Origin of the sequence: uncultured Bradyrhizobium sp. (assembly GCF_936943645.1) — a bacterium.
GTDB lineage: Bacteria > Pseudomonadota > Alphaproteobacteria > Rhizobiales > Xanthobacteraceae > Bradyrhizobium.
Map to the genome: position 1 here is coordinate 1 of NZ_CAKZJO010000096.1, position 15,925 is coordinate 15,925.

Annotated in this window: 13 protein-coding genes; 5 read left to right on the top strand and 8 right to left on the bottom strand. The window is 66.1% G+C overall.

Annotated elements, in window-relative coordinates:
• Positions 1 to 160: 160 nt before the first annotated feature.
• A complete protein-coding gene (locus Q0743_RS28015) occupies positions 161 to 1,885 on the bottom strand; it encodes an adenylate/guanylate cyclase domain-containing protein (RefSeq protein WP_298244704.1) in 1,725 nt (574 codons plus the stop codon).
• Positions 1,886 to 2,284: 399 nt separating this feature from the next.
• Between Q0743_RS28015 and Q0743_RS28020 the strand changes: the two genes are divergently transcribed.
• On the top strand, positions 2,285 to 3,790 hold the full coding sequence (locus Q0743_RS28020) for a glycosyltransferase family 39 protein (RefSeq protein WP_298244716.1): 1,506 nt from the start codon (positions 2,285 to 2,287) through the stop codon (positions 3,788 to 3,790).
• A gap of 257 nt (positions 3,791 to 4,047) precedes the next feature.
• On the opposite strand, the gene Q0743_RS28025 is transcribed toward Q0743_RS28020, so the two are convergent.
• Together Q0743_RS28025 and Q0743_RS28030 are read right to left on the bottom strand one after the other, a co-directional pair.
• On the bottom strand, positions 4,048 to 5,076 hold the full coding sequence (locus tag Q0743_RS28025) for a YcjF family protein (protein ID WP_298244705.1): 1,029 nt from the start codon (positions 5,074 to 5,076) through the stop codon (positions 4,048 to 4,050).
• A complete protein-coding gene (locus tag Q0743_RS28030) occupies positions 5,073 to 6,542 on the bottom strand; it encodes a YcjX family protein (protein ID WP_298244706.1) in 1,470 nt (489 codons plus the stop codon). Before Q0743_RS28030 ends, Q0743_RS28025 begins: the two co-directional genes overlap by 4 nt.
• Positions 6,543 to 6,720: 178 nt before the next feature.
• Here Q0743_RS28030 and Q0743_RS28035 point away from each other — a divergent pair, with 178 nt between their 5' ends.
• Both Q0743_RS28035 and Q0743_RS28040 read left to right on the top strand, forming a co-directional pair.
• The gene (locus tag Q0743_RS28035) at positions 6,721 to 7,416 is read left to right on the top strand and encodes a hemolysin III family protein (RefSeq protein ID WP_298244707.1); all 696 of its coding nucleotides are present in this window, start codon (positions 6,721 to 6,723) and stop codon (positions 7,414 to 7,416) included.
• A 64-nt stretch (positions 7,417 to 7,480) separates the two neighbouring features.
• Entirely contained in the window at positions 7,481 to 8,275 is a 795-nt protein-coding gene (locus Q0743_RS28040) for an SDR family oxidoreductase (RefSeq protein WP_298244708.1), read from the top strand.
• A gap of 177 nt (positions 8,276 to 8,452) precedes the next feature.
• Here the strand turns inward: Q0743_RS28040 and Q0743_RS28045 are convergent, their stop codons facing one another.
• The gene (locus tag Q0743_RS28045) at positions 8,453 to 8,908 is read right to left on the bottom strand and encodes a MarR family winged helix-turn-helix transcriptional regulator (protein WP_298244709.1); all 456 of its coding nucleotides are present in this window, start codon (positions 8,906 to 8,908) and stop codon (positions 8,453 to 8,455) included.
• A gap of 75 nt (positions 8,909 to 8,983) precedes the next feature.
• On the opposite strand from Q0743_RS28045, the gene Q0743_RS28050 reads away from it, so the two are divergent.
• Positions 8,984 to 9,760: an SDR family NAD(P)-dependent oxidoreductase gene (locus Q0743_RS28050; protein WP_298244710.1), complete on the top strand. Its 777-nt coding sequence runs from the start codon at positions 8,984 to 8,986 to the stop codon at positions 9,758 to 9,760.
• 166 nt (positions 9,761 to 9,926) lie between these two features.
• Here the strand turns inward: Q0743_RS28050 and mdlC are convergent, their stop codons facing one another.
• The 4 genes from mdlC to Q0743_RS28070 form a co-directional block, all read right to left on the bottom strand.
• A complete protein-coding gene (gene mdlC / locus Q0743_RS28055) occupies positions 9,927 to 11,549 on the bottom strand; it encodes a benzoylformate decarboxylase (RefSeq protein ID WP_298244711.1) in 1,623 nt (540 codons plus the stop codon).
• 139 nt (positions 11,550 to 11,688) lie between these two features.
• Complete coding sequence (locus tag Q0743_RS28060; RefSeq protein WP_298244712.1) at positions 11,689 to 12,540, bottom strand: MaoC family dehydratase N-terminal domain-containing protein; 852 nt, start codon at positions 12,538 to 12,540, stop codon at positions 11,689 to 11,691.
• 15 nt (positions 12,541 to 12,555) lie between these two features.
• Positions 12,556 to 13,659 carry a CaiB/BaiF CoA-transferase family protein gene (locus Q0743_RS28065; protein ID WP_298244713.1) on the bottom strand — a complete coding sequence of 368 codons (1,104 nt, stop codon included), beginning with the start codon at positions 13,657 to 13,659 and terminating at the stop codon, positions 12,556 to 12,558.
• Between the two features lie 9 nt (positions 13,660 to 13,668).
• Complete coding sequence (locus tag Q0743_RS28070; RefSeq protein ID WP_298244714.1) at positions 13,669 to 14,838, bottom strand: acyl-CoA dehydrogenase family protein; 1,170 nt, start codon at positions 14,836 to 14,838, stop codon at positions 13,669 to 13,671.
• 125 nt (positions 14,839 to 14,963) lie between these two features.
• On the opposite strand from Q0743_RS28070, the gene Q0743_RS28075 reads away from it, so the two are divergent.
• Entirely contained in the window at positions 14,964 to 15,884 is a 921-nt protein-coding gene (locus tag Q0743_RS28075; protein ID WP_298244715.1) for a LysR substrate-binding domain-containing protein, read from the top strand.
• Positions 15,885 to 15,925 lie beyond the last annotated feature (41 nt).

Genomic DNA, 15,925 nt, shown 5'->3' on the forward strand with positions numbered 1-15,925 from the left:
CCAAGGCGCTAAGTCGCTTCCATCGCACAAATCATGGCCATGCAGATACAAGGGGCCTCTCTCCACCCGTGCGACTGCCGCGGGACCTGTACCCCCTCACCCGGAATACGCGCTACGTGCATATTCCGACCTCTCCCCGCAAGCGGGGAGAGGTGAAGGATCACGCCGCGACGCGCTCGCTGCGATCGACCAGCGCCGCCAGTTCCCGCGCGTCCGCCACCACGCGCACGGCCATCGGTTCGTCGCGGCCGCGGATCGCGACTTCCTGCTGCGGCAGCGTATCGTCGGAAAGGCCCGCGGTGCGGCGGATCTCGTCCGAGACGATCGACTCGCAGCCAAGCGTCTTGGTCATGTCCTGAAGGCGGGCGGCGACGTTGACGGCATCGCCCAGCGCCGTGAAGACGATGTGATCGCGATAGCCGATGTCGCCGATGATGACCTCGCCGCCATGAATGCCGATGCCGAAGCGGATCGGCTGGCGAAGATCGTGGCTCAGGAGCTGGTTCAACTCGTCGATATGGGTGGCGATGCCGCTGGCCGCCTTCAGCGCCTGCCGGCACGCGGTCTGCGGATCGGCCGTGAGCCCGAACAACGCCAGCATGCCGTCGCCGACGAACTGGTTCGGCTGGCCGCCATTCTCGATCACGGCCTGCGACACCGCGCCGAGGAAGCGGTTGACGATGAAGACGGTGTCGAACGGCAGCCGCTTCTCGGCGAGCTGTGTCGAGCCGCGCATGTCCACGAACAGGCTGACGAGATAGCGCTCCTGGCCGATGCTCGCCGGCGCCGAGGCATGCGCGGTCGTTTGCGGCGTGAAGAGCTGGAAGAAGGAGAGGTCGGAGGTCGGCCGCAACTGGCAGGCCAGCCGGATCGAGGGATCGTTGGTGCCGACGCGGGTGAGTACGAAGGCCTCGCGCTGCGACGGCTCGGGCAGGACGGCGTGATCGCCGATGACTCGGATGCGGCAGGTGGAGCAGCGGGCGCGGCCGCCGCAGACGCTGGCATGGGGCAGATTGTGCCGCAGGCTTGCTTCCAGCACCGAGAGGCCCTTAGGAACGCGCACCGTCCTGCCGTTACCGTAGGACAGCGCAATCATGCCGCCACGCCGCTCGCGCCAGGCCCGCACGCCGCGCGCCGCCAGCGCCAGACCCAGCAGCCCGAAATAGGTGACGGTGAAAGCGCCGGTGATGCGATCGAGCGTCGCGGCCTCGGCTGTGGTGCCGACCTGACGGCGGGTGAGATTGTGCGTGCGCCATTCGCCGTCATCGGCTTCGAATGCGACGTTCCGACCGCCCTGGTAGATGCCGAGCAGCGATAGCGTCGGGACCAGCACGGCGGCAGCGAGCAGATAGGGCGCGGCACGCACGAAAAACGGCTTGAGGCGCAGCCAGAAGAAGATGCCGATGCAGCCGTGCACCCAGGCAATGATCAGCAGAATCGTCATCTGCCACAGCCGGCCGGGCGAGGCGACGAAGAACAGATAGAGCTCCTGCGGATAGAGCTTCTGGTGACCGTAGAGCGTATAGCCGAGCCGCACCCCGACCACGTGCGCCATGACCAGTGCGGGGATGCTGAGGCCCAGCACGAGCTGCAGCGGCTCGATCGTCCGCCAGCGGAACTGGCGGCGCTGATACAGCGCGTAGATGCCGAGCCCCATATGGGTGAGTGCGGCGGTGTAGAACACGATCGCGACGGGGAGGAACTGCCAGAACAGTGTGTGGTAGTAGACGCCGGCCTCCATGGCCTCGACCGAGATATTGCCGAGCGCATGGTTGAGGAAATGGCTGATCACATAGGAGAACAGGATCAGGCCGCAGACCAACCGCACCTGCCGCACGCTGGTCGCGCGGACGAGTTCGGACATCTGTGCAGGAGCGGTGGCCATGATCTGCTTGTATCAGTTCACTAGGGAGAACAGCCAGCCTAGCGGTTAATTCCCGATGTGGACAGGTTGCGAGATCACATGCGCGGCAACCCCAGCTGTCGTCCCGGACAAGCGCGCCCTCAGGCGCGCGCCGATCCGGGACCCATAGCCACAGGGAGTGGTGATGGGCGAGCCGGCAACTCCGGGTCATCGCCAAACCCCTCCCTGTGGTTATGGGTCCCGGGTCTGCGCTGACGCTTGCCCGGGACGACAGCGGTGTTTGCGGTGCCACTCCCCGCATTGACTCCCCCTCCCAGGTTGGCGAAAAGCGCGGCCGTGACGATCGCTCCCGATATCTCCGTGAAGCCAGACGGCGCTGAACGCCGTCTCATCCGTGTCGCCGTGGCCGTCATCGCCGCGATGACGCTGCTGCGCATCGTCTATGCCTCCGCGATCGAGCTGCGCACCGACGAGGCCTATTACTGGACCTGGTCGAAGGAGGGCGCGCTGAGCTTCCTCGATCATCCCCCTGCTATCGCCTGGTTGATCCGCCTGGGAACCGCGATCCTCGGCGACACCACGCTCGGGGTGCGCCTCGGTGGCATCGTCGCGATGCTGGTGACGCAGCTGCTGCTGGCCGACATCGTCCGCCGCCTCACCCATGATGTCCGCGCGGTCGTGCTCGCGGTGCTGATGCCGGAAGCTGCGCTCTATTACGGCCTGCTGATGGCCAAGGTCGCGCCCGATGTCGCGATGATCCCGTTTGCGGTCGCGATGATGTGGTCGCTGGTGCTGATAGCGCAGGGCGGCGACGGGCGCTGGTGGCTGGCGGCCGGGCTGTTCGCCGGTCTTTCGATGCTGTCGAAATTCACCGCGATCATGTTCGCCCCCGCAGTTGCCGCCTTCCTGCTGGTGCCGGATTGGCGCTGGCGCTGGCTGCGCAGTCCGTATCCTTATCTCGCGGTGCTGGTAACGATTGCGGCGTTCTCGCCGGTGCTGATCTGGAACGCGCAGCACGACTGGGCCTCGTTCCGCTTCCAGGGCGTTCGCGCCACCGCCAATTACGGCATCTCGTTGCGCACCCTCGGCGATTACATCGGCCTGCAATTCGGCCTGGTCGGCTTCGTCATGCTGCCGGTGGTGCTGACCGGCCTCGTGCTGTCGGCATGGCGCGGCTACCGCACGCGCGAGCCTGTCGGAATTCTCTTGTCGACCGCGGTGCTGGTGCCGTTCGCCTACTTTCTCTTCAAGTCGATGACGCTCCGGGTCGGCGACACCTGGCCGATGTTCATGTGGCCGGTCGGCTTTGCCGCGGCCGCGGTCAACCTCGCGGCCATGATGAAGGAGGATTGGTCGGCGCGCATGCTGAGATCGTCGGTGTTCTGGGCCAGGACAGCGGTCGGCTCGGGCCTCGCCTTCGTCGTCATCGTTTTCCTCTATTATGTCGCTGCGCCCTTCAATCTGCTTGGCAGGATCGATCCGATCGGCGCCGAGGCTGGCTATGAGCAGGTCGCCGCGCGGGCGCAGGCCGCCCTCGATGAGACCGGCGCGACCTGGATCGCCACCACGGATTACCGCACCTACGCCATGATGCGCTGGCTGTTCCGCGGCCGCGTGCCCGTCATCGAGCTCAACGAGCGCGGCCGCTTCCAGGACTTTGCCGATCCCGGCATGGACAGGATCATGGGACACGCCGGCATCTATATCGGGCGCGAGCCGGACGATCGTTCGTCGCTGTGGGAGAACATTCCGGCGAAGCGCGAGCCGCTCGGCGAGGTCGAACGAAGCTGGCGCGGCGTTCGCTCGGATACCTATGTGATCGAGAAGCTCACCGATTGGACGCCCGAGCTGTCGCCGCCGAAGGACTCGCCGCTGTTCCAGTGGAAGGTGCTGGCGGGTGAATTTGAAAAGCGCTTCTTCGGCTAGCACGGCGTCCCTTCACCCTCCCCTGGAGGGGCAGGGCTATCGCATGTGGAAATCCCGAGTCTCTTCCGGAGCTTAGCCGGCAATGTGCTTGCGCGAGGCTGCCAAGCAGCGGAATCGGATCGAGAACAAAACGGAATCGAACCGCGAAGCTGGAGCGACACTTCTCGAACGTGTGCTTTACAAGTGTCGACAGCGCTTTGCTTTTTCCCATATGCGATAGCCCTGCCTGGAGGGGGAGGGTAAGTAAGAGCGGCTCACTACTCCTCCCCGTCCTTCTTCCGCAGCAGATCCGTCGCGAGGTCCGAGAGTTTCGGCGGCGGCAATGCTGCGAACGGCAGCGGCCGTGTGACGTCGATCGCCGCCAATCCGAGCCGCGCCGTCAGCAATCCGTTCAGCACGCCTTCACCCAATCGTTGCGACAGCCCGGCCGCGATGCCGTGGCCGAGCATCTGCTGCACCAGGCTGTCGCTCGCGGCCATGCCGCCGGTGATGGCGAGATGGGCGATGACGTGGCGGAGCAGGCGGATCATGCCGAGCGCGCCGGGGCGGCCGCCATAGAGAAAAGCGAGCTGGCGGATCAGGCGCAGCGCCGCGACGAACACGAACAGCACGTCGATCGCTGCGCGCGGGCTCACCGCCGTGACGATCGAAACTTTTTGCGCGGCGGAGGACACCAGACGCCGCGCCTCGGCATCGAGCGGCGACATCAATTCGCGCTCGGCGAGCCGGATCATGTCGGCGCCGTCGATGATCTCGCCGGTGTGGCTCTCCAGCGCGGCGCGGGCGCGCGCGAGCTGCGGGTTCTGGTGCGCGATCTCGAGGAGGTCCTGCACAATGACGCGGCTTTCCTTGCGGTCGTCGCTGGCGAGCACGGCCGCCGCGCGCGCATGCAGCTTCTCGATGGTCGCGAGGCGCGCGAGGCCAAAGGCTTCACGCCCAATTACGACTGCGAGCGCCAGCGCGGTGACGGCAGCGAAGGCGACGCCGACGAAGCCAAGCGTTTCGCTGCGCGCGAACAGATCCTCGATCAGCCTGATAACGCCGAGCCCGGTGCCGAGCAGCGTCAGCCCGCCGAGCCCCGACCAGAACAGCGTGCCCCAGGGAAATCTGCGCCGCGCGGGAAGGGCGGCTGCGATCGGCACCGGCAGCGCCTGCGGATCGTGCTCCGGCGTGATCTGGATGGTGGCGCGGCCGAGCCGGCTGGTTTCGTCGGCCTCGGTGACGACGACGCCGGGATCGTCGAGCCGGAAGGTCGCCGGCCGCCGTGGCTTCGATCGGTCGTTCATGCGAGCTTGTCTCCGATCAGGAACTGCAAGGCACGGTCGAGGCGGATGTGAGGCAAGGCCGGCTCGTTCGTTCCCTCGCGCTCGAGCCTGGGCGGACGGAAGCGCAGGAAGCGGAAGTCGCTCTTCTCGGCGGCCTGGGTCGAGAGGCCCTCAAACGCGCCCTTGCCGTTGAACAGCGGCTCTGGATCGAGCGGCAGATCGCCCGGAAAGGTCGCCACTTCCGTGTTGCCGTCGAAGAACTCGCCGCCGGCGCTCTCGCCCGCGGCGGGTGTTCCCAGGATCGACGGCAGTTTGTCGCGGCCGTGCGCGACCTGCGCTTCCCGCGTGGCGCGCACCGCGGCCAGCGCCACCACGTCGATGGCTGCGCCGGTATTTTCCGCGCGCGCGACTGCGCCGGAGACGGCGCGGCGCAGCACGGCTTCGAGCCGGTCGTGGCTGGAATGGTGCAGGTGGTCCGCCTTGGTCGCGGCAAACAGAATGCGGTCGATGCGCGGGCGGAACAGGCTGGACAGGATCGTGCTGCGGCCGATGTTGAAGCAGTCGAGAATGCCGGCCAGCGCGGCTTCGAGGTCGTGCAGCGCCTCGGGGCCGGAGTTGAACGCGGCGAGCGCATCAGCCAGCACGATCTGGCGATCGAGCCGGGCGAAATGATCCCTGAAGAACGGCCGCACCACGACGTCCTTGTAGGCCTCGAAGCGGCGCACCATCATCGCCCACAGCGATCCATCCAGTGCCTGCCCGCCAACCGGCACGTCGAGCGGCGCAAAGGTCAGCGCGGGCGAGCCTGCGAGATTGCCGGGCATCAGGAAGCGGCCGGGCGGCAACAGGCTCATCGCGAAGCGCTCGTCGCGGCAGGCGCGCAGATAGTCGGTGAAGAGCTTCGCGGCCGTCAGCGTCGCCTGCTCGTCCTCACGCGCCTCGGGCTTGAGCGTTGCGAGATGGGCGTGCCATTCGCTCGCAAGATGCGCGCGCGGCGACTCGCGCGACAGCGCAAGGCTCTCCGCCGACCATTGCTCGAAGCTCTTCTGCAGCAGCGGCAGGTCGAGCAGCCATTCGCCGGGATAGTCGACGATGTCGAGCGTCAGTGTGCGGTCGGCGCCGTTCGGGCGCTGATAGTCGATGACGAGCCTGAGCTCGCTGATGTCGACGGTCGAATTCGGCCAGCGCCGTTCCTCGACCAGCGCGCGCAGATGGCTCTCATAGGCAAAGCGCGGCACGGCATCGTCGGGCTGCGGCGCGAGATGCGCCCGCGCGATCCGGCCCGAGGCGTAGGCGTCGAACACCGGAAAGCGGCCGCCGCGGGTGAGGCCGTGGATCAGCGCGGTGATGAACACGGTCTTGCCGGCCCGTGACAGGCCGGTAACGCCTAACCGCACCGTCGGGTTGAAGAAGTGCTCGCCATAGTCGATCAGCGCCTGCGCGGACAGCCGCGCTTCTTCGACCATATCCTGGAAACTGAATGCCATATGAACGTTAATGGAGCTGGGGCGGGCTGGATGTGTGACCGTTCACAAAAGTGGCAATTGCGTGAGGAAAATCAAGCTCCATACTTCCACCGCCTTTGCAAGGAAATCAGCCGTTTGAACGACGCGCCGGTCCTGAAAGACCCATAGAGAAGGGCATTATCTCATTTTGCGGATTGCCATGACCGTCTTCCAACTGAAAGAGTTCGCATCGACCTCCGTCCACGCCGCAGCCGATGTGATCGGCTGGAACTACGACCGCGCCGAGCTGATCGCCGATGGTATCATCCACGCGATCGGCGTCCTCTCCGGCATCGTTGCCGCGACCGTGCTGGTGGTGCTGACGGCGATCTATGCCGACGCCACCAACATCGTCGGCGTCTCGATCTACGTCGCCGGACTGCTCTCGATGCTGGTGCTGTCGGCGACCTATAATCTCTGGCCGGTGTCGCCGGCCAAATGGCTGCTGCGGCGGTTCGACCATTCGGCGATCTATCTGCTGATCGCCGCGACCTACACGCCGTTCATCCTCGAGGTGAAGGACAGCGTATTCGCGCTGGTGCTGCTCGCCGGCGTCTGGTGCGTTGCGATCCTCGGCATCGTGCTCAAGCTTTGCTGCCCCGGCCGGTTCGATCGTGTCTCGGTCGGCATCTACCTCGCCATGGGCTGGAGCGGCGTGATGCTCTACGACGCCGTGGTCCAGGCGCTGCCGGCGCTGGTGCTCGGCTTCATCCTGGCCGGCGGACTGCTCTACAGCTTCGGCGTGATCTTCCACGCCTGGCGGCGGCTGCGTTTCCAGAATGCGATCTGGCACGGCTTTGTCTTGGCCGGCGCGGCGTGCCATTATACCGCGGTGCTCGACCTCGTGTTGAGCTGAGCAGGTTCCGCGCAGCGGCATAAGCAGCGCGGTCCAAAGCGGTGTAAGATAGAGGAGACGTCGCATGCAGGTGACCGGCAAGGTCGTGGTCGTCACGGGCGGCGCAAACGGCATCGGCAAGGCGCTGTGCGAGGCCTTTCACGCCGCAGGCGCGGCCAAGGTCGTCGTCGCGGACATGGACGCCGCCAATGCGCGGGCGGTCGCCGCCATGGTGGATGGCGCGGCCTTCAAATGCGACGTTGCGCAGGAAAAGGACATCTCGCACGTCATTGAGGAGACCGAGCGCCAGTTCGGGCCCATTGGTCTGTTTTGTTCAAACGCCGGCATCGGCGGCGGCTTCGATCCGATGTCGGTGAACGCCGGCGGCGCTTCGGATGAGCCGTGGCAGCGCAGCTGGGCGATCCACGTCATGGCCCATGTCTACGCGGCGCGGCATCTGATCCCGCGCATGAAGGCGCGCGGCGGCGGCTATTTCCTCAACACGATCTCGGCCGCGGGCCTGTTGTCGCAGGTCGGCAGTCCGGCCTATTCGACCACCAAGCATGCCGCGGTCGGCTTTGCCGAGAACCTCGCGATCTCGCACAAAGCCCACAACATCAAGGTCTCGATCCTCTGCCCGCAGGGCGTCGACACCAACATGCTGCGCTCGATCCCCAAGGGCCCGCAATCCGGCGACGGCGATCTCACGCCGGAGCAGGTGGCGAAAGACGTGCTCGCCGGCCTCGAGCAGGAAACCTTCCTGATCCTGCCGCATCCGCAAGTGCTCGGCTACATGCGCAAGAAGACCGAGAACTACGACCGTTGGCTCGGCGGCATGGCCAAGATCCAGGCGAAGATGCGGGAAGAGTTTGGGAAGTAGCGCGGTCCCGCCTAAGGCGCACTTGTACCAAATCCTCGCTGTCGTCCCTGCGCACGCAGGGACCCATAACCACAGGGAGAGGTTTGGCGGAGACTGGGAGTTATTCGGTACTGCCCCGGCGCCTATCGATAGATCACGCGGTATGGGTCCCTGCGTGCGCAGGGACGACACCTGTAATTAGGCTACCGCCTCAGGCTCCACCCGGCTCGCCCGCAACGCCCGTGCATAGAGCATCATCCCCTCGCGCACCTTGCGCTGCTCGGTCTCCGTCAGCGCCGCCAGCGCGCCGCGCACCTGCTGCCGGCCGAAGGCGTGCAGCGCCTCCAGCGTGCGGCGGCCCTTTGCGGTCAGCGACAGCCTTTTGCTGCGCGCATCGTTGTCATCCGGCGTCTCCTTCAGCTCGCCGCAATCGATCAGCTTGCGCACCAGGCGGCTGACGCTGGATTTTTCCAGCCGCAGGAAATCGCCGAGCTCGCCCGAGGTCATCGGACCGCGGATGCCGAGCTCCAGAATCGTGTGCACGGCCGACGGCGGGTAGTCCGAGGCCGCCACCGTCGCATCCATGAAGCCGAGCTCGCGCACCATCAGGCGCGAGGCCGCGCGGATGTCGTCGATCAATGCAAGCTCGGCCATCTTGACTCCCGGCATATAGTTGTATCATACAACTATATGCGCGCAACGGCGCGCGCAAGCGTTTTGGAGTGGACCATGAGCGAAGCTTTGCCGGCGGCGATGCGGATGAGGAGCAAGGTCTGCCTGGTCACCGGCGGCGGCAGCGGCATTGGCCGCGCCACCGCGCTGCGGATGGCGTCCGAAGGCGCCGAGGCGATTCTGGTCGCCGGCCGGCGCGAGGCCGAGATCGAGGCGACCGCCGATTCGTGCCGCGCGCTCGGCACGGAGGCGATCGCGTGCCAGACAGACATTACCCGCGAGGACGAGGTCGCGCGGCTCGTCGCCACCGCCGTCGCGCGCTGCGGCCGGCTCGACGTCGCCTTCAACAATGCCGGCTTCCAGGAGCGCCGCGCGCCGCTGGAAGAGCAGGGCACGGACATCTACGACAGCGTGTTCGACACCAACGTGCGCGCGCTGTTCCTGTGCCTGCGCCACCAATTGCCTGTGATGCTCGCGCAGGGGCGCGGCAGCATCGTCGTCAACGCTTCGGTCAGCGGCATGCGCAATCCCAATCCCGGCTTCTCGCTCTATTCGGCCTCGAAGGCCGCCGCGATCTCGCTGACGCGCTCGGCGGCGATGGAGAACGCCCCGCGCGGCATCCGCATCAACGCCATCGCCCCCGGCCGCGTCGTCACCGACATGATGCTGCGCGCCGGCGTCGGCGATGTCGCAACGGTCAGCGCTGGATTGCCGCTGCGGCGAATGGGTAGCCCGGAGGAGGTGGCGGAGGCCGTGGTGTGGCTGTCGTCGGACGCATCATCCTACGTGGTCGGGCACGTGCTTGCGGCGGACGGGGGATTTTTGGCGTCGTAGGGCGTGGTGGCGCCACATACTCCGTGTCGTCCCCGCGAACGCGGGGACCCATAACCCCAGGGAGCAGTTTGGCGAAGACTGGTCGTGTCAATGCGCGCGGTACTGACACCAGCGCTTATCGATGGATCACACGGTATGGGTCCCCGCGTTCGCGGGTACGACAGCCCTAATGCTTCTGCCCGTAAAGCACCGGCACCGCTGAATCCACGACGACTTCGACCAGGCTGGTGCCCTCATGCGCCATGCCGCGCTTCAGCGCTTCGCCGAGCTCCGCGGCCTTCGTCACCCGCACCGCGTGGCAGCCCATGCCTTCGGCGAGCCGGACGAAATCGATCCCGGGCAGCTCCAGTCCCGGCACGTTGCGCACCTGCATCACCTGGCTGAACGAGCGCATCGCGCCATAGCCGGAATTGTTGATGACGACGATGGTGAGCGGCAGCTTGCGTTGCGCTGCGGTCCACAGCGCCTGGATCGAATACATCGCCGAGCCGTCGCCGATCAGGCACACCGTGCGCTGCTTCGGCTTGCCGAGCGCCATGCCGACCGCGGCGGGCAGCGAATAGCCGAGGCCGCCGCTCGCCATGGTGTAGAACGAATCCTGGCCGCGCATCGGCAGGAATTTTTGCATCGCCGGCCGGTGCGAGGGCACTTCCTCGACCAAGGAAGCGCCGTCGGGCATCGCCTGTGACAGCGAATGCAGCAGGAATTCGACCGGCAGCGGATCGGCGGCCTGCGGCGCCGGCGGCAGTGTGCGGCCCTTCGGCGTGGCGCGCTTGCTCTCGGGCAGCAGCTCGAGCAGCAGGCTCAGCGCCGGCTTCATGGTGGCGATGATGCTGGTGCCTGATGGCGTCACCGCGGCGGCGTCCGCATCGTCGGTGATCTGGAAGATGGTCGCGCCGCCATCGAAGATCGCGGCATGGCCTTCGACGTGGAAGGTGAACACCGGCGCGCCGATGACGACGACGAGATCGTGCTCGCGCAGCGCATCGGAGAGCTGGGCCGGTGAGGCATGCAGGAAGCCCGCGAACTGCGGATGCCGCTCGGGGAACGAGCAGCGCGCCGAGAACGGGCTGACCCAGACGCTGGCCTTGGCCTTCTCGGCGACGCGTACCATCAGGTCCACCGCGCCGGCGCGATCGATGCCGGGGCCGACGACGAGGGCAGGGTGCTTTGCAGCGCCGAGTGCGGCAACCAGGGCCTTCATTGCGTCAGGCTCGGGGCCGATCTCGCGGCTGACCTTGCGCGCTTCCACCGGCGCACAGGCATGCGCCCAGTCGTCGATCGGGATCGAGACGAAGGTCGGCCCGCACGGCGGCTGCATCGCGGTGTAATAGGCGCGCGCGATCGCGGCCGGCACGTCCTCGGGCCGCGCCGGCTCGACGCTGTACTTGACGTAAGGCCGCGGAAATTCCGAGGCGCGCTCGGCATAGAGGAACGCCTGCAAGGGCAGGATCGAGCGCGCCTGTTGTCCGGCGGTGATCACGAGCGGCGTCTGGTTGCGATGCGCGGTGTAGATATTGCCGAGCGCATTGCCGACACCGGCCGCCGAATGCAGGTTGACGAAGCCGGCATTGCGGGTGGCCTGCGCATAGCCGTCGGCCATGCCGACCGCGGAAGCCTCCTGCAGCGCCAGCACGTAGTCGATGTCGTCGGGCCAGTCGGAGAGGAACGGCAGCTCGGTCGAGCCGGGATTGCCAAAGACCCTGTCGATCCCGAAGGCGCGCAAGAGGTCGAGCGTCGCCTGCTTGACGGTGACGGACTTGCTGCCGGTCTTGCCGTTCTTGGCCATGGTTTCCGTCCCTGTTGTTTATCGCCCGTATCAACCCCAGCCGTCATTGCGAGCGAAGCGAAGCAATCCAGACTGCCTCAGCGGTGATAGTCTGGATTGCTTCGTCGCAAGAGCTCCTCGCAATGACGGGGAGAGACCATTACCACACCGCGGTGCCCTTCATCGTCGGCTGCCCCTCGGCGTTCGCGGTCCACAGCTCCATGCCCGCCTCCAGCTCGTTGGCATTCACCGAGAACTCCGTGCCCTCGAACAGCGGCTGCAAACCGCGATAGGAAAACTTCTTGGGCGCCTTGCCGCCGTGCAGCTTGGCAGCGAGCTCGATGATCAGCGCGGCCTGCAGGGGTCCGTGGAAGATCAGGCCGGGATAGCCCTCGACCTTGGTGACGTAGTCGCGGTCGTAATGGATGCGGTGGCCGTTGAAGGTCAGCGCGGAATAGCGGAACAGAAGCACGGGATCGGAGACATGGGTCTCGCGGTGCTGCGCCTTCGGCGGCGGAGGCGGGGCCTTGGCCGACGCCGGCGCGTTGCTGGTCATCTCGCGATAGACGATGTCCTGCCGCTCGCGGATGGCGGTGCCGCGCGGCGAGGAGATGCTGTGCTCGACCGAGACGAAGCACAGCGTGCCGGTCGAGCCGGTTTTCACCTGCACGTCGGCGATGCGCGAGGTCCGCGTCGATTCATCGCCGACCTGCAGCGGCTGCAGGAACTCGATCTCGCCGCCGGCCCACATCCGGCGCGGCAGCGGCACCGGCGGCAGGAAGCCGCCGCGGGTCGGATGGCCGTCGGGCCCGAGCATCGACATCGGAAATACCGGCTGCGCCAGGCACCAGTGCACCGTGAACGGCGCGGCGTCGCCCTTTCTGGGCTCGCCGACCTCCTGGAACAGCGTCGCGCGCAGTCCCATGACAAGCTGCGCGGTGACGATGTCGGTGGCCTCCGTGGTGCGGCCGATCCATTGCCGCAAGTGGTCGATGTCGAGCTTCTCGGTCATGACGCCTCGCTCTTGTTACTTCTTGGCTTGGGGCTTTTCGCCGATCGCCGGCACCGCGCCGTAGGCGCGGGTCTCGCCGACGATGATCGGCGCCGGCGCGGGATAGCTGACACGTCCGTTCGGCGTGTCGACCTCGATGCGGCGCAGATGCGGATGGTTGGTGAGGTCGGCCATGGTGTTGACCTCGGCAAAGGCGATGTCGGCGTCCGACAGCCGCTTCAACAGCTCATCGCGCGTCATCTTGCCGAAGATGTTCGCCACCGTCGTGTCGGTGAAGTCGCGGTTGCGCACGCGCTCGACCATGTTGGCGACGCGGGGATCGGCAGGCAGATCCGGCTGATCCAGCACCTTCATGCACAGCGTCTTCCATTCGCGTTCGCTCTGGATCGAGATCAGGATGTCCTTGCCGTCCTTGGAGGTGAACACGCCATAGGGCGCGATCGAGGGGTGGCGCAGGCCCATGCGCTTCGGTGGATTGCCGGCCTCGGAGTTGAGCAGCGGCACCGTGCACCAGTCCGCCATCACGTCGAACATGGAGATGCGGATGTCGGCGCCCTTTCCGGTGCGTCCGCGCCCGATCAGCGCTTCCAGGATCGCCGCATGCGCGGTGGCGCCGGTCGCGACGTCCACGATCGACATCCCGACGCGCGAGGCGCCATCGGGATTGCCGGTGATCGAGGCAAGGCCGCTCTCGGCCTGGATCAGGAGGTCATAGGCCTTGCGGTGCGCGTAAGGCCCTTCGTCGCCATAGCCGGTGATGGTGCACGAGATCAGCTTTGGATAGTCTTTCATCAGCCGCTCGCGGGAAAAGCCGAGCTTGTCCATCGAGCCCGGCTTGAGGTTCTGGATCAGCACGTCGGCGCTCGCGATCAGCTTCTCCAGCTCGGCGCGACCTTCGTTGGTCGTGAGATCGACCACCGCGGACTGCTTGCCGCGGTTGAGCCACACAAAGTAGCTGCTCTGGCCCTTGGCCGCCGCGTCATAGCCGCGGGCGAAATCGCCTTCCGGCCGCTCGATCTTGATCACCTCCGCGCCGGCATCCGCCAGCCGCGAGGAGCAGAACGGCGCCGCGACCGCCTGCTCGACCGCAATCACCTTGATCCCGTCAAGTGCTCCCATGGCCTGACCTCAGTACGAACGCGGCATGCCGAGCACATGCTCGGCGACGAAGGACAGCACGAGGTTGGTCGAGATCGGTGCGACCTGGTAGAGCCGCGTCTCGCGGAATTTGCGCTCGACGTCGTATTCCTCGGCAAAGCCGAAACCGCCATGGGTCTGGATGCAGGCATTCGCCGCTTCCCAGGATGCATCCGCCGCCAGCATCTTGGCCATGTTGGCCTCGGCGCCGCAGTCGAGCCCGGCCTCGTATTTGCGCGTGGCTTCCTTCACCATCAGCTCGGCCGCGCGCATCGAGGCGTAGGCTTTCGCGATCGGGAACTGAATGCCCTGGTTCTGGCCGATCGGACGGCCGAACACGCTGCGCTCCTTGGCGTAGTTGGTGGCCTTGGCGATGAACCATTTGGCATCGCCGACGCATTCGGCCGCGATCAGGATACGCTCGGCATTCATGCCGGAGAGGATGTAGCGAAAACCCTTGCCCTCCTCGCCGATCAAATTCTCCGCCGGCACTCTCATGTCGGTAAAGAACACTTCGGTGGTCGCGTGGTTCATCATGGTGCGGATCGGTCGGATCTCCAGACCTTTACCTTTGGCCTCGCGCATGTCGACGATGAAGACCGACAAACCGTCGGTGCGCTTCTTGGCCTGCTCCTTCGGCGTGGTGCGCGCCAGCAGCACCATCAGGTCGGAATGCTCGGCGCGGCTGGTCCAGATCTTCTGGCCGTTGACGATGTAGCTGTCGTTGCCTTCCTTGCGCGCGAAGGTCTTCAGCGAGGAGGTGTCGGTGCCGCTGGTCGGCTCGGTGACGCCGAAGGCCTGTAGGCGCAGTTCGCCGCTGGCGATCTTCGGCAGGTATTTTGCCTTCTGCTCGGCATTGCCGTGCCTGAGCACCGTGCCCATCGTGTACATCTGGGCGTGGCAGCCGCCACCGTTGCAGCCGGCGCGCTGGATCTCTTCCAGGATCGCCGCTGCGGCCGACAGCTTCAGTCCCGCGCCGCCATATTCCTCGGGGATCAGCACCGAGAGATAGCCGGCCTGCGTCAGCGCATCGACGAAGGCCTTGGGGTAGGCCATCTCCCGATCGAGCTTGCGCCAGTATTCGCCGGGGAACTGCGCGCACAGCTTGGCGACGGCGTCGCGGATGTCGGCGTAATCTTCGGTGTGGTGTTCTTCACTCATAGCGTTTCCAGTTCTCAGCGGCAGTTAAGATAACGCCGGCCGATCCTCAGGCGTTGTGAAAACAACGCCAGCCCCCTATGCTCATTTGTTATAGCGTATGGAGTAGCCTTCCAGGATTGGCAAGCATGGATTTCCGTCAGCTCAGGACCTTCAGTTGCGTGGCGGAGCTCGGCAGCCTGTCCAAGGCCTCCGACACGTTGCGCGTGGCGCAGCCGGCGCTTTCCAGGCAGATCAAGCTGCTGGAACACGAACTGCGCACCGAGCTCTTCACCCGCAACGGCCGCGGCATGGTGCTGACCGAGGCCGGGCGGCTTCTGCTCGCGCGCACCTCCGGCATCGTGCGGCAGATCGACCAGATCCGCGACGACATCCAGTCGTCCCAGGGACCGCCGTCCGGACAGGTCGTGCTTGGCCTGGTTCCGACCGTGAGCTGCGTGCTGTCGGCGCGGTTTGCGCGGCGCTGCGTCGAAAAATTTCCCGGCATCTCGCTGCGCATCGTCGAGAGCTATAGCGGCCATCTGGTCGAGTGGCTGCACCGCGGCGAGATGGACCTCGCCATCCTCTATGGCCGCTCCGCCGATCTGCATCTCAACGTGCAGAGCCTCGGGCGTGACAACATCGTCGCGGTCGGTCCGCGCGGCTGCGGCCTTGCCCGCAAGAAGAGCGTCGACATCGGCTGGCTGCTGCGGCAACGGCTGGTGCTGCCCTCTCACTCGCACGGTCTCCGCGCGCTGATCGAGCATGCGGCGGCCCAGCGCAGGATCAAGCTCAACGTCCAGCTCGAGGCGGATTCGTTCCGCGTGCTGACCAGCCTGGTCGAGGAGGGGCTCGGCTTCGCGCTGCTGCCGCCGTCCTCGGTCCACGGCGAGGTCACGGACGGACGGCTGGAGACCGCAGTCGTCTCGAAGCCGATGTCGCGCGAGCTCATTTTCGCTTCTCCGATCGACCGCCCGGTCTCGACGGCCTCGCTGGCCGTCACAGCCCTCCTGCGCGAGGAAGTCGCCGCCTGCCGCAAGGACGGGGTGTGGGACATCAAATTGAGTTGACCCTTACTTCGCCTCTCCCCGCTTGCGGGGAGAGGCCGGAA